The 14,907-nt window shown below is 41.9% G+C and carries 11 protein-coding genes; all 11 read left to right on the top strand.

Annotated elements, in window-relative coordinates; genetic code table 11:
- Positions 1-259 precede the first annotated feature (259 nt).
- Complete coding sequence (locus GPM24_RS02860; RefSeq protein ID WP_158825227.1) at positions 260-1,240, top strand: deoxyhypusine synthase family protein; 981 nt, start codon at positions 260-262, stop codon at positions 1,238-1,240.
- Between the two features lie 255 nt (positions 1,241-1,495).
- Positions 1,496-2,764: a c-type cytochrome gene (locus tag GPM24_RS02855; protein WP_158825226.1), complete on the top strand. Its 1,269-nt coding sequence runs from the start codon at positions 1,496-1,498 to the stop codon at positions 2,762-2,764.
- A 38-nt stretch (positions 2,765-2,802) separates the two neighbouring features.
- Positions 2,803-5,844 (top strand): TAT-variant-translocated molybdopterin oxidoreductase, encoded by a 3,042-nt coding sequence (locus tag GPM24_RS02850; protein WP_158825225.1) that lies wholly within the window; start codon positions 2,803-2,805, stop codon positions 5,842-5,844.
- A gap of 23 nt (positions 5,845-5,867) precedes the next feature.
- Positions 5,868-7,337, top strand: coding sequence for an NrfD/PsrC family molybdoenzyme membrane anchor subunit (gene nrfD / locus GPM24_RS02845; RefSeq protein WP_158825224.1), 1,470 nt, complete (start codon positions 5,868-5,870; stop codon positions 7,335-7,337).
- 2 nt (positions 7,338-7,339) lie between these two features.
- Positions 7,340-7,876 carry a DUF3341 domain-containing protein gene (locus GPM24_RS02840; protein WP_158825223.1) on the top strand — a complete coding sequence of 179 codons (537 nt, stop codon included), beginning with the start codon at positions 7,340-7,342 and terminating at the stop codon, positions 7,874-7,876.
- A complete protein-coding gene (locus tag GPM24_RS02835) occupies positions 7,869-8,444 on the top strand; it encodes a c-type cytochrome (RefSeq protein WP_369409672.1) in 576 nt (191 codons plus the stop codon). The genes GPM24_RS02840 and GPM24_RS02835 overlap by 8 nt, the downstream gene beginning before the upstream one ends.
- An 11-nt stretch (positions 8,445-8,455) precedes the next feature.
- Complete coding sequence (locus GPM24_RS02830) at positions 8,456-9,733, top strand: quinol:cytochrome C oxidoreductase (protein WP_158825221.1); 1,278 nt, start codon at positions 8,456-8,458, stop codon at positions 9,731-9,733.
- Between the two features lie 47 nt (positions 9,734-9,780).
- Entirely contained in the window at positions 9,781-10,986 is a 1,206-nt protein-coding gene (locus GPM24_RS02825; RefSeq protein ID WP_158825220.1) for a cytochrome c oxidase subunit II, read from the top strand.
- Positions 10,987-11,001: 15 nt separating this feature from the next.
- Positions 11,002-12,888, top strand: a complete 1,887-nt coding sequence (locus GPM24_RS02820) for a cytochrome c oxidase subunit I (protein ID WP_158825219.1) — start codon at positions 11,002-11,004, stop codon at positions 12,886-12,888.
- Positions 12,889-12,972: 84 nt separating this feature from the next.
- Complete coding sequence (locus GPM24_RS02815) at positions 12,973-14,034, top strand: COX15/CtaA family protein (RefSeq protein WP_158825218.1); 1,062 nt, start codon at positions 12,973-12,975, stop codon at positions 14,032-14,034.
- A complete protein-coding gene (gene cyoE / locus GPM24_RS02810; RefSeq protein WP_158825217.1) occupies positions 14,031-14,906 on the top strand; it encodes a heme o synthase in 876 nt (291 codons plus the stop codon). The genes GPM24_RS02815 and cyoE overlap by 4 nt, the downstream gene beginning before the upstream one ends.
- The last annotated feature ends 1 nt before the right edge of the window (position 14,907 follow it).

Raw genomic sequence — 14,907 nt, 5'->3', positions numbered from 1 at the left:
AACTACCCAGAGTATAAAGAAGGTGCGGCCGAGAGCTTTTTCTTTGGTTACTTTCTTTTTTGCGGTAAAAAAGAAAGTAACTTCCACAGGTTGTGGTTAAATCACATCCATGTCCTAACGAAGAATAAAAGTAAGTGACAGCAGGAACAAAACATCCTCGCTAATTATTACACTCCATCCATAATCAAACTTAACCCTAAACGTCCTAAATTCAATCAAAATTCCTACTTTTGCGCCTGATTTTTAATTGATTGAATTGATGAGCATTACAAGAGGACCTATATCTCAGTTTATTGAGAAAAATTATCGCCATTTTAATGCGGCGGCATTAATGGATGCTGCTAAAGGCTATGAAACTCACCTGCTGGAAGGTGGTAAAATGATGGTAACCCTGGCCGGTGCAATGAGTACTGCCGAGTTGGGTATTTCGCTGGCCGAAATGATCCGTCAGGATAAAATTGCCATTATCAGCTGTACTGGTGCTAACCTGGAAGAAGATATCATGAACTTGGTAGCCCACTCACACTACAAACGCGTACCTAACTACCGCGACCTGAGTCCGCAAGACGAATGGGATTTGTTAGAGAACCACTATAACCGTGTAACGGATACATGTATTCCGGAAGAAGAAGCATTTCGTCGTTTACAAAAACATATCTACCAAATTTGGAAAGATGCGGATGACAAAGGCGAGCGTTTCTTTCCGCACGAGTTTATGTACAAAATTTTATTGAGCGGCGAACTGGAACAATACTATGAAATTGATCCGGCTAACTCATGGATGCTTGCGGCTGCACAAAAAAATCTGCCTATCGTAGTACCAGGTTGGGAAGATTCTACGATGGGTAACATCTTTGCATCTTACGTAATCAAAAACCAAATCAAAGCGTCAACCATGAAAAGTGGTATTGAGTACATGGCTTGGTTGGCTGATTGGTACGTGAAAAACTCAGAAGGTAAAGGTATCGGCTTTTTCCAAATTGGCGGTGGTATTGCCGGCGACTTCCCGATTTGCGTAGTGCCTATGCTGTATCAGGATATGGAAATGGAAAATATTCCATTCTGGAGCTATTTCTGCCAGATATCCGACTCGACTACTTCATACGGTTCGTATTCTGGTGCGGTGCCAAATGAAAAGATTACTTGGGGTAAACTGGATATTGATACCCCGAAGTTTATAGTGGAGTCTGACGCTACTATTGTAGCACCACTGATATTCGCCTGGGTATTAAAACAATAAATGTTATATACAAACCTGCAAATGGGTTGTTAAGACGTATTTTATACACTTATATCGAAAAAGCCCTTAAAGAGATGTTTAAGGGCTTTTTTATGATTTGTTTAGAACGATTATAAATTAGAAGTTCGTGTCATTAATTTGTCAGCCATAGTTTATAAAATTTTACTTTTGTGGACTGAAAAAAGACGGGTTTCCTATGCTTTTTCCAGTGGTGTTATTATCAAAAACATAAATTATTTAGCATAAATACACTTTATGAGAAATATCTCATTGATTCTTAAACAGTTTTCTAGGTCGGTTTTACTTGTAGCAGGCTTTGCCGCCATGGGGTTAACTGCCCATGCGCAGGGTGATGCGGCTAAAGGTGAAGCGTTGTATAAAGCAAACTGTACCTCATGTCACAAATTAGACCAACGTTTAACCGGTCCGGCACTGGGTCCAGCCATTACTTCTGAAACTGATGACAAGTGGTTAACCAAATGGATTCAGAACAACCAGGCGCTGATTGCTGCTAAAGACAAAAAAGCTTTAGCAATCTACAACGAATACAATCAGGCTGGCATGAACGTGTTCACCAACCTGAGTGACGGTGATGTGGCTAACATTATTACCTACGTTCGTACCGAGTATAAGAAAATGCAATCTACTCCTGTGGCCGGTGCTCCTGGTGCTGCTGTTGCCGAAACTGGTCCAAGCAACACGTTAGTATTCGGCTTGATTGGTGTAATCATCGTAGCACTAATTGTTATCCTGGTACTGAATAAAGCTATCGGTACATTAGAGCGTTTGGTGTTAAACCGCAAAAACTTACCTGCTGACGAATTAGAGCCGGAAGTTGAAGAAGTTGCAGTTGACAGACTGGCTACCGTGAAAAGACTGGCTAAGAACAAGAAGTTAGTTTTCTTCTTCATATTGGCTGGTACTGTTGCCATGGGCAGCTGGAGCTGGGTAACCATGTGGAATACCAACGTACACCAGGGTTATCAGCCAAAACAACCAATTGCTTACTCACACGAGTTGCACGCTGGTGTAATGAAAATCAACTGTCAGTACTGTCACTCTAGTGCATACAAAGGCAAAAACGCTACTATCCCGTCATTAAACGTGTGTATGAACTGTCACAAGGTAGTTAAAACCGAGTCGCCGGAAATTCACAAAATTTATGACGCGTTAGGTTACGATCCACAAACACAGAAATACGATACCACTAAGGCTCGTCCTATTCAGTGGGTACGTATTCACAACCTGCCAGACTTTGCTTACTTCAACCACTCACAACACGTTAAAGTAGCAGGCATCAAATGTCAGGCTTGTCACGGTCCGATACAAACCATGAAAGAGGTTTACCAATATTCACCGCTGACTATGAAATGGTGTATCCAGTGTCACAAACGCACAGAAACCAACTACAAAAACAACACTTACTATGATCAAATGGTTCAGGTTCACGACCGTTTGAAACGCGGTGAGAAGGTTACTGCTGCTGCACTGGGTGGTTTAGAGTGTGCTAAATGCCACTATTAATTAATTAAAAACTTAGCAACATAGTTTATATAGCTTAAATGGAAAGCAACAAAAAATACTGGAAAGGTTTAGAAGAACTGAACAATACCCCGGAGTTTGTTGAGTCAAACAAACATGAGTTTGCCGAGCCTATTCCGATTGAGGATATTTTGAGCGGAAAAGGTCTGGAGGGCAGAACCCCCCGTCGTGATTTCTTGAAAACACTGGGTTTTGGTATTGGTGCAGTATCTTTAGCGGCGTGTCAAAAAGCACCTGTTCATAAATCTATCCCATACTTAATTAAGCCCGAAGAAGTAACTCCAGGTGTAGCTAACTTCTATGTATCTAGCTACAATGGACATGCTATATTGGTTAAGACCCGCGAAGGCCGCCCTATTAAAATTGAAGGTAACCCCGGCGATGTTTTAGGAAAAGGCGGTGTTGATGCGCAGGTACAAGCCTCAATTTTAGATTTATACAATGCAACCCGTTTGAAAGGACCGCTGCAAGATAACGGCGACACTTCATGGACAGAGGTTGACAATTTTGTACGTGCAGAGCTGGCAGCTATCCAGGCTTCCGGTAAAAAAATCCGTATCGTAACTTCAACTGTTAACAGCCCGTCTACACAAGGCGTTATCAATGATTTTATTGCAGCTTACCCAGGTGCAAAACATATTAACTATGATGCCGTATCATTTACCGGTATCATTCAGGCTAACCAAAACAGCTTCGGTAAGGCCGTATTGCCACGTTACCACTTTGAACGTGCCGACGTTATTGCAAGCTTTGGCGCCGACTTTTTAGGCCCATGGATTTCACAGGCTGAGCATATGCGTCAGTATGTGTCTAACCGTAGCCACGAAGCGTTAGAAGGTAAAAAGATGTCTCGTCATATCCAGTTTGAAAGCCGCATGAGCTTAACTGGTAGTAATGCCGATACGCGTGTTACCATTAAACCATCTGAAGAAGGTGTAGCACTGATCAATCTATATAACGCTATTTCGGGCACTACTTTACCTGGCTCAAAACAGTTATCCAATAAAGCTGCTCAAACTGCAGTTACTTTAGCTGCTAAAGAATTAGTTGCTGCAAAAGGCCGCGCTTTAGTAGTAGCTGGTAGCAATGATGTAGCCGTTCAGGTACTGGTTAATGCTATCAACTCGTTGTTGGGCAGCTACGGTACTACTATCGATTTGGATAACCCATCATACCAATACAAAGGTAATGATGCCGAGATGGTAGACTTTGTAAACGAAATGAAACGTGGCGAAGTCGGTGCGGTATTTTTCCTGAAAGCCAACCCGGTTTATAACTACTATCAAAGCAGCGCTTTTGTTGATGCTTTGAAAAAAGTTCGTCTGAAAGTTTCTTTTGCTGATTACAACGATGAAACTGCTGCTGAATGTAACATTGTTGCGCCAAACAGCCATTATTTAGAATCATGGGGTGATGAAAATGCTGTAGAAGGTTATTATACTCTAATTCAGCCAACCATCAACACTGTATATGATACTCGTCAGGCCGAGCAAAGCTTACTGATTTGGGGTAACAATCCGGTTAAAGATTACTACACCTACGTACGTAATACCTGGAACACCAAGTTATTGCCGTTAGGCGGTTTAGCTGGTCAAGGTGGCTGGGAAACCTTAATGCAAACCGGTTTTGTTAAAGCTGCCGATAAACCAGCTGGCACTTACACGTTTAGCCGCGATTTAAACGCTGTTGCGCAAACCATTTTAAGCCAAAGCAGTAAAGCAACTGGTGGTAATGATAAACTGGAGTTGCAAGTATATGAAAGCAATACCGTGCGTGATGGTAAACATGCTAATAACCCATGGTTGCAGGAGTTACCTGATCCGGTATCTAAAGTCACTTGGGACAACTATGTAGCTATTTCGCCAAAAACCGCAAAAGAAATGAACCTTGAAGAAGGTGATTTGGTTGAAGTATCTAACGAATTGTACAAAGCTGAATTGCCAATTTTATTCCAGCCAGGTCAGGCACAAAACACTATTGCTATTGCGGTAGGTTACGGCCGTACAAAATCTGGTAAGGTTGGTGATGGTGTTGGTAAAAATGCATTTCCATTCGTAAGCTTAGCTAATGGTACTTTCCAAGGCAACTCTGTAGCCAGCATTAAAGCATTAGGTGGCGATAAAATAATTTTAGCCCAAACTCAAACGCACCACTCATACGAAGGTCGTAACGTTATCCGCGAAACGACTTTAAAAGAATACTTAAAAAATCCGGAAGAAGCTACCGGCAAAGGCGAAGAGCACAAAACCTACAGCTTATGGGATGAGTATGATCGTCCGCAGTATGACTGGGTTATGGCTATCGACCTGAACGCTTGTACCGGTTGCGGTGCTTGTGTGGTGGCTTGTAACGTAGAGAATAACATTCCGGTTGTTGGTCGTGACGAGGTTCGTCGTCGTCGTGAGATGCATTGGATCCGTATTGACCGTTACTACAGCTTTAATGAAGGCAGCGAAGTAGTAACCCGCGAAAAAGAAATAGATAAACTGGAAAACATTGATGACGTATCAGTAGTATTCCAACCAATGCTTTGCCAGCACTGCGATCACGCTCCTTGTGAAACAGTATGTCCGGTATTAGCTACTACCCACTCATCTGAAGGTTTAAACCAGATGACCTACAACCGTTGCGTAGGTACTCGTTACTGTGCTAACAACTGTCCGTACAAAGTACGCCGTTTCAACTGGTTCAATTACTGGAACGATTCACGTTTCGAGAACTACCTGCAAAACGACTATACTGAATTAGTATTGAATCCTGATGTTACCACCCGTTTCCGTGGTGTGATGGAAAAATGTACAATGTGTGTACAACGTATCCAAGCCGGCAAACTGAAAGCTAAAATCGAGAAACGTCCGTTGCAGGATGGTGAGATCAAAGTGGCTTGTCAGCAAACCTGCCCTGCAAATGCAATCATCTTCGGTAACAAAAACGATAAAAATTCAGAAGTTTACAAAGCTTTACAAAGCGAAAGAACTTACTACGTTTTGGAAGAGTTGAACGTGAAACCGGGTATCGGTTACCAGGCAAAAGTTAGAAACAGAACTGAACAAGAGGCTTAAATTTTTACAAGAGATTATAATATATGGCATCTCACAGTGAAGCAATAATCAGGGAACCGTTAATTACGGGCAAAAATATTACCTACGCCCAAATTACTAACGAAGTATTAGCCCCTGTAGAAAATAAACCCAACTTAGCCTGGTGGATCGGCTTCGGCTTAGCGTCTATGGGCGCATCAATTTGGCTATTTTGTATCAGCTGGACCTTTTGGTTCGGTGTTGGCGAATGGGGCTTAAATAAAACCGTAGGTTGGGCATGGGATATCACCGGTTTCGTATGGTGGGTAGGTATTGGTCACGCCGGTACATTGATTTCGGCTGTATTGTTACTGTTCCGCCAAAACTGGCGTAACTCCATCAACCGTTCGGCCGAGGCGATGACAATTTTCGCAGTAGTCTGCGCCGCCACGTATATCTTCGGTCACATGGGCCGTCCGTGGTTAGCATATTGGACTTTACCACTTCCCAACCAATACGTACTGTGGGTTGACTGGAACTCGGCATTGATGATGGACGTGTTTGCGATTTCAACTTACTTCTCGGTATCGTTAGTGTTTTGGTATACTGGTTTATTACCAGATATCGCCAGCATTCGTGACCGCGCCACAGGTTTACGTCGCAGAATCTACTCTATTTTATCTTTTGGCTGGACTGGTTCGGTAAAAACCTGGCAGCGTTTTGAAACCGTGTCATTAATTTTGGCCGGTATCTCTACACCGCTGGTACTTTCGGTACATACTATCGTATCTTTTGACTTTGCGACCTCTTTGGAGCCAGGATGGCACACTACCATCTTCCCGCCGTATTTCGTTGCAGGTGCGATTTTCTCAGGTTTTGCAATGGTACAAACCCTGTTGTTAATTGTACGTAAAGTATTAGGTTTAGAAAACTACATTACCATGTTCCACATTGAATCGATGAACAAGATTATCTTGTTAACTGGTTCTATTGTGGGTGTGGCTTATATCACTGAGTTCTTCATTGCTTGGTATTCTGGTGTTGAATACGAGCAATATGCATTCATCAACCGTTCAACCGGTCCATACTGGTGGGCATACTGGAGTATGATGACTTGTAACGTAATTACACCACAGCTGTTTTGGTCTAGTAAAATCCGTACCAACATCCAGTTGTCATGGGTATTATCTATTATCGTAAACATCGGTATGTGGTTCGAGCGTTTCGTAATCATCGTAACTTCTTTGCACCGCGACTTCTTGCCGTCTAGCTGGGTTATGTTCTATCCTACCTGGGTTGACGTTGGTATCTTCGTAGGTTCAATTGGTTTGTTCTTTACCATGTTCCTATTATTCTTACGCGTATTACCATCTGTTGCCATGGCCGAGGTAAAACTACTGGTTAAAACAGCTAGTGAGCAATCTAAGAAAAAGCTGTTGGATACCAACCATCTTGACCCTGAGCAGGCGAAGTACTACAAAGAGTCGTTAGAGAAATATGACAGTGTTGATTTAACCCAATACCAAAAAGCATAACCATGAGCAGTACTAAATATATATTAGGTTGTTTTGATGATCCGGACCTGATGTTGGACGGCATCTCTAAGCTTCAAAAAAATAGCGTTCCTATTTATGATGTGTATACACCAATGCCTATTCACGGTATTGAGGCTAAATTAGGCGTTAAAGAATCAAGATTGGGTTACGCTGCATTTTGCTTTGGCTGCCTTGGCGCTACGGTAATTTTCAGCATTGTGTATTACACTTTGGTACACGATTGGCCAATGAACATTGGTGGTAAACCAAACTTTGCTATGCCAAACTTTGTGCCCTTTACCTTTGAGTGGACTATCTTGTTCACCGCATTTGGCATGGTGTTAACCTTCTTCTTCGCTACACACTTATTTCCGGGCCGTGCACCTCGCGTAATGGACTTAAGAGCTACAGATGATCGCTTTGTGATCGCTATCAGTGCAAAAGGTAATACACCGCATGACGATATAACCCGCCTGCTTAAAGAAGCCGGTGCTGTTGAAATTAAGCATAACGAAAGGAAATATGTTAGCTATGAATAAAATAAAAATATTTGGTGCAACGATTATTACTATTGCTGCAGCGGTTGTAGCTACATCCTGCAATGATAAACGTAGCACTGGCTGGCAATATGCACCAAATATGTATGAGCATATCGCCCCTGAATACGATCAGAAAAATTCAAATTTCAAAGACGGAAAAACTGCTCAGCTGCCTCCTCCGGGAACTGTGCCTGTTGGGTTCACCCGCTTTGATTATCCAAACACTCGTGCCGGTTATGATTTGGCCAGCACCGAGGTGACCAACCCACTGTTGAACAACAGAGGCACTTATGCCGAAGGAAAATTATTGTTTGAACACTTCTGTTCTCCATGTCACGGCTTAACCGGGCAAGGTGATGGTACTGTTGTACAACATGGTTATCCTGCTCCGCCTTCATACTCAAAAGGTACGTCTTCACGCGGTGGCGCCATGAAAGATTTAACAGATGGCAAAATTTATCATACTATTACTTACGGTGTAAACGCAATGGGCTCATATGCATCCCAGTTATCGCCAGAAGAGCGCTGGAAAGTAGTAATGTATGTTCACCATTTACAAACTTTATAATTTTTATTTGAATGAGCACTCATCATCAACATAGTTTCGACGAACGTTTTGAATTTGGTGGCAAAGCCAAAACTTACAGCCTCATAGGTATTGTACTAGGTGTGTTGGGCATACTATTTGGTTTCATCGGAGGCGAGCACGGCATACAAAATACTTTTTCAAACTTATTGTTAGGTAGCTACTATTTTGTGGGCGTATGTGTAGCCGGAGTATTTTTCCTGGCTTATAATTATGTAGCGCAAGCGGGCTGGTCTGTAAGTTTTTTACGTATACCACAAGCTTTTGCCCGTACATTAGGTATCGCGTCAGTTATCTTAGCGGTTATCGTGGTTGCCGGTTTGCTGGTAAAACACGAAATTGTTGAAGAAGGTAAAAAGGTAATGGCACCTTACTTGTATGCACATTGGGCTACTCCAGGTTTAACCGATCCCAAATCTGAGAACTATGATGCGATTATCACTGGTAAATCAGCGTTCTTAAACGTTCCATTCTTCTTCGGAACCTTGATTATTTTATTAGGTCTTTATACCTTCTTTGGTAAATTACTGGTTGACTATTCGAACAACGAAGATGAAGTTGGCGGTATGTTCAACTATAACAAAAGCTTCAAAATTTCTGCTATATTCCTGGTAGTATTTGGATTCACTTTCCCTATTTATGCTTTTGGTACCATCATGTCTTTAGAAGCACATTGGTTCTCTACCATGTTTGGTTGGTACAATTTGGCTGCCGTACACGTGAGTGGTTTAGCAGTAATAGCTTTAACGCTGATCATCTTAAAACAAAACGGTTATTTCTCATGGGTGAATGAAAGCCACATGCAGGATTTAGGTAAACTGATCTTCGGTTTTTCTATCTTCTGGACTTATGTATGGTTTGCACAATTCTTCCTGACTTGGTATGCTAACATTCCTGAAGAAACTGTTTACTTCTACAAACGTTGGGAGCCGCAATACAAATGGTGGTTCTGGCTAAACATAGGTTTAAACTTCGTGGCACCATTATTCCTGTTAATGAAAAATGATGACAAACGTTCATTAAACAGAATGAAATTGGCTTGTATCATCATCATCATTGGTCACTGGTTAGATTACTATTTGATGATCATGCCAGGTACCATCGAAAAGGAACATATGTTTGATTTGGTAGAGTTCGTACAAGATATGGCTATCTTCGCCGGATTTGCAGGTTTATTTACTTTAATCATGTTAACAGCATTAAGTAAATTCAAGTCCCTCATTCCAGCTAAGCACCCATTTGTTGACGAGAGTCTGCACCATCACATATAATAATTGCTACCTTTGTAAATCATTAGAATACCGAAATAAAAGATACAATGGGATTCAAAAATTTAATAAATTATAAAAAGTTTTTATCGCTGTTTGCGGTGATGACGCTGTCCGGCACTAGCATGCTGATGGCTCAGAGCTCAAACGTTACAGCTACCAGCAGCGGTGACACATCTGCTCAAACAGCGGGCATGTGGTTATCAGTTGCTTACTATGTGGCTCTGTTCTTAATTGCCTGCGTGGTTGTTGCTGTAATCGGCAAAATTTTGCGGGTATATGATTTGACGCTGCAAATGCAGGGTAAAAAAGGACTTAACTGGAACAACATGATGGGTGTTGGATTCATAGCCTTTTTGGTATTAGGTTTAATAGGCGTAATTTATTCCTTTACCGTTCATGGCGCCATGATATTGCCAGAACCGGCATCTATACATGGTGTGACAATGGACCATATGTTTTGGACCACCACAGTTATTACTTTAATTGTATTTTTCATTACGCAATTCCTATTGTTCTTCTTTGTTTTCAAGTATCGTGAGTCCAAAAAACGCAAGGCTTACTATCTGCCACACAACAATACTATTGAGAAAATCTGGACTATTGTTCCTGCAGTTGTTTTGACTGTGTTAGTAGTATTCGGTTTCTTCGCCTGGAGAAGAATAACTAATTCTGTTGATGCTAAAGGTGAACCAGCGTCAATCAATGTTGACGTTACTGGCCACCAGTTTGCATGGGAGCTCCGTTATCCGGGACGTGACGGTAAATTAGGTACTAAAGATTATAAATTAGTAACTGGTAGCAATGTAATGGGCGTTAATTTTAAAGACAGAAATAGCTTTGACGACTTGAAAGTTGACACTTTAATGTTACCGGTCAATAAATCAGTACGTTTAAATATCATAGCACAAGATGTTATTCATAGTGTGTATATGCCAAACTTCCGTGTGCAAATGAACGCTGTACCTGGTTTGCCAACTTACTTCAAGTTTACGCCAACCATTACTACCGCCGAAATGCGTACACGTTTAGATCAACCCGACTTTAACTATCACTTGTATTGCAACAAAATTTGCGGTGGTAGCCATTACAACATGCAAAAGTTGGTAATGGTTGTTACCGAGGCCGAGTATCAAAATTGGTTGTTACGCCAAAAGCCATACTTGAGCGAACAATTAAAAAAGGATTTGAAGCTGGCTGATAACCCGGCTTACCAAAAAAGCCAATTACAAAATAGTTTAGCTTCTAACAATTAATCAAGATTAGCGATTATGTCAACATTACAAGTTCAGAGTCACGGGGTTGCGCATCATGATCATGATCACGAACATCACCATAACGAAACTTTCCTGACCAAATACATTTTCAGCCAGGATCACAAAATGATCGCCCGTCAGTTTTTGATAACGGGTATCATCATGGCGGTTATAGCCATGATCCTTTCTATCCTGTTCCGTATCCAGTTAGCTTACCCTGACAAAGCATTTCCTTTATTGGAAACTTTATTAGGTCGTTTTGCACCGGGCGGACGATTGGATACCAACTTTTACTTGTCGCTGGTAACTATACACGGTACCATCATGGTGTTCTTTGTGTTAACTGCCGGTTTGAGCGGTACATTCAGTAACTTACTGATTCCATACCAACTGGGTGCTCGCGATATGGCGTCGCCATTTATGAACATGCTGTCATACTGGTTCTTCTTTATCGCCAGCGTTATCATGATGGGTTCATTCTTTGTACAAAAAGGTCCTGCCGGTCCGGGATGGACGATCTATCCGCCGTTGTCTGCTTTGCCTAAAGCAATGCCGGGTTCTGGTGAAGGTATGACGTTGTGGCTGATTAGTATGGTGTTCTTCATCGCTTCTCAGCTGATGGGTGGTATCAACTATATCAGTACTATCTTAAACATGCGTACTAAAGGTATGGATCTGTGGAAAATGCCGTTAACGATATGGGCTTTCTTCCTAACTGCCGTTTTAGGTTTGTTGGCATTCCCGGTATTAGTTGCTGGTGTGGTACTGTTAATATTTGACCGTAGCTTCGGCACAAGCTTCTATTTGTCTGATATCGTGATCAACAATCAGCAAATGTCGTTTGAAGGTGGTAGCCCGATTCTGTTCCAACACTTATTCTGGTTCTTGGGTCACCCTGAGGTGTACATTGTAATTATGCCTGCAATGGGTCTGGTTTCTGAGGTAATGGCTACCAACTCACGTAAGCCTATCTTTGGTTACCATGCAATGGTTTACTCTTTAATTGGTATCACTGTATTATCGTTCATCGTATGGGGCCACCACATGTTCGTTACGGGTATGAACCCGTTCCTGGGCGGTGTTTTCATGATTACGACGTTGATTATTGCGGTTCCATCGGCGGTTAAGACGTTTAACTGGCTAGCAACGCTTTGGCGCGGTAATATCCGTTTCACGCCGGCCATGTTATTCTCTATTGGTTTCGTATCATTCTTCATCTCTGGTGGTTTAACAGGTATTTTCTTGGGTAACGCTGCCTTGGATATCAACTTACATGATACTTACTTTGTAGTAGCTCACTTCCACTTGGTAATGGGTTCGGCTGCGATATTCGGTATGTTGGCTGGTGTCTACCACTGGTTCCCTAAAATGTTTGGCCGTATGATTGGCGAAAAATTAGGTTACCTTCACTTCTGGTTAACATTCATTGGTGCTTACCTCGTATTCTTCCCTATGCACTTTATGGGTTTGGATGGTGTACCACGTCGTTACTATTCATTCACCGAGATTGAATCATTGAAACAATGGGTTTCTGTGAACACCTTTGTTACCTGGGCGGCTATCATGTCTGCACTGGCACAAGTTGCATTCCTGGTTAACTTCTTTTACTCAATCTTCTTCGGTAAAAAAGCAACACAAAATCCTTGGGAGTCAACTACTCTGGAATGGACTACTCCGGTTGAACATATTCACGGTAACTGGCCAGGCGAAATTCCAACCGTATACCGTTGGCCTTATGACTACAGCAAACCGGGTCATGATACAGATTTCATTCCGCAGGATGTGCCATTCTCTCAGACATTGACATCTAACCTTCCACATGATTTTGAAGATAATCCTGTTGGTTTAGAAGAGCATAAAAATTGGGTAAATACCCAAAAGTCTAACGAAGAAGTAAAATAAGCTTCTTTCTGATCTGATTCTGTTAGGGTATCTGTACCGGAAAGCTTTTCCAAAACAGATACCCTATTTTTTTACAACAAGTAAATGAGTATAACAACAGCAAAAGCAAACTTTCGGAAGATTAACCTTATCACCATTGTTTTGTTATTTGTTTTGATACTGGCCGGTGGGGTAGTGCGTAGCAGTGGGTCGGGCATGGGATGCCCGGATTGGCCTAAGTGTTTTGGCCGTTATATTCCACCTACAGATGTTACGGAATTACCAGCGGATTACAAGCAGGCTTATGTGGCCAAGCGTACTGCTAAAAATATGCGCTTTGCAAAAACACTCGATGTATTTGGCTATAGTGATCTGGCTACCCGTATTCGTCAGGATAAATCTATATTACTGCCTGAAGAATTTAATGCGGCCCGTACCTGGACAGAATATATTAATCGTTTGATAGGTGCCTTGTCGGGATTGTTCTTATTACTTACTGCTGTTTATGCGTTCAGCTATCGTAAAGACAATATATGGATTCCCGTTCTAAGTCTTATTAATCTTGTTCTGGTTGCTTTTCAAGCGTGGTTGGGATCAATAGTAGTTTCCACTAATCTGGTTGCCTGGATTGTGACAGTACACATGATTTTGGCCTTAGTTATATTAGCCTTATCTATCTACACTTATCATTTGGCAAAAGTACACGGCAAGCCACGTTTAACTGTTAAGCCATTTATCGGTTTTCTTGCAGCCGCAGTAGTAATATTAAGCTTAATTCAAATTACGTTTGGAACAGAGGTTCGTGAGCAGGTTGATCAAGTAGCAGGCCATTATCAAGGCCAGGAGCGGGGTAAATGGGTTGAAGGTGCAGGGCAGATTTTTACCAGTCACCGCGATTCGGCTTTGTTGGTATTAGTTTTAAACGTTATGTTATATGCGCTTATCCGAAAAAACTTTAGCCGCCATTCTATTCATCAGCAAATCATGAGCTTTATCTTTTTGATGATAATGCTGCAAATTGTTACCGGTATTGCCTTATCGTATTTCGCGTTACCACCGGTTGCGCAAGCGTCGCATATTGTGCTGGCCAGTCTTATATTTGGTGCTCAGGTTTATCTATTGCTGAACTTATATCGTTCGGCTAACTATGTGGAGGTGCGGGCATGATTTGGAAGGATTTTATTAAGTTAATTAAATTCCGATTAACCTTTTTGGTCGTCTTTTCGGCTTCTATCACATTTTTGATAGGTAGCAAAGTAAACATACAGTTAGGCACTCAAGAGGGGATCAACTGGATCAATTGGGCGAAATTAATAATTGGCGGCTTCTTGATTACCGGTGCAGCTAACGGTTTCAACGAGATTATTGAGAAAGACCTGGACCGCCTGATGAAACGTACGTCTGACCGCCCGCTACCCGCCGGCCGCATGACTAACGGGCAGGCATTAATACTAAGTTTGTTTATGGGCTTCGGCGGTACCTACTTGTTAGGTAGCCTTAATCTTTTCACCGGGTTCTTATCCATTTTTGCCATCATCCTTTATGCGTTTGCTTATACACCGTTGAAGCAAAAGTCGCCTATATCGGTCTTCGTGGGTGCTATACCAGGTGCGCTACCTACTATGATTGGTTACATTGCAGCCCATCCCAAATTAGATGAGATTGCCTTGATTGTTTTCTTTATCCAGTTTGTCTGGCAGTTTCCGCATTTCTGGGCTATTGCGTGGGTATTAGATGATGATTACAAACTGGCTGGGTTCCGTTTATTGCCTACCGGCAAACGAGACACAACAAGTGCGGTAATCACATTTATATCTACATTAATATTGTTGCCGGTAAGTTTACTGCCAACGTTTTACGGATACGGTGGTTATTATATAGGCGGTGTTTCATTGGTATGTAGCCTTATCTTTTTGTATCAAGCATTTATGCTGATGCGTACTCGTGAAATCAGTGCGGCGCGGCAATTAATGTTTGGTTCGTTTTTGTATTTGCCGGTAGTACAATTAATGTTTTTGTTTGATTTTGTAGGAAAGTAAT

Origin of the sequence: Mucilaginibacter lacusdianchii (genome assembly GCF_009770985.1) — a bacterium.
GTDB classification, from domain to species: Bacteria; Bacteroidota; Bacteroidia; order Sphingobacteriales; family Sphingobacteriaceae; genus Mucilaginibacter; species Mucilaginibacter lacusdianchii.
The sequence above is the reverse complement of the archived record's forward strand: the minus strand, read 5'-3'. Positions and strand labels throughout refer to the sequence as shown.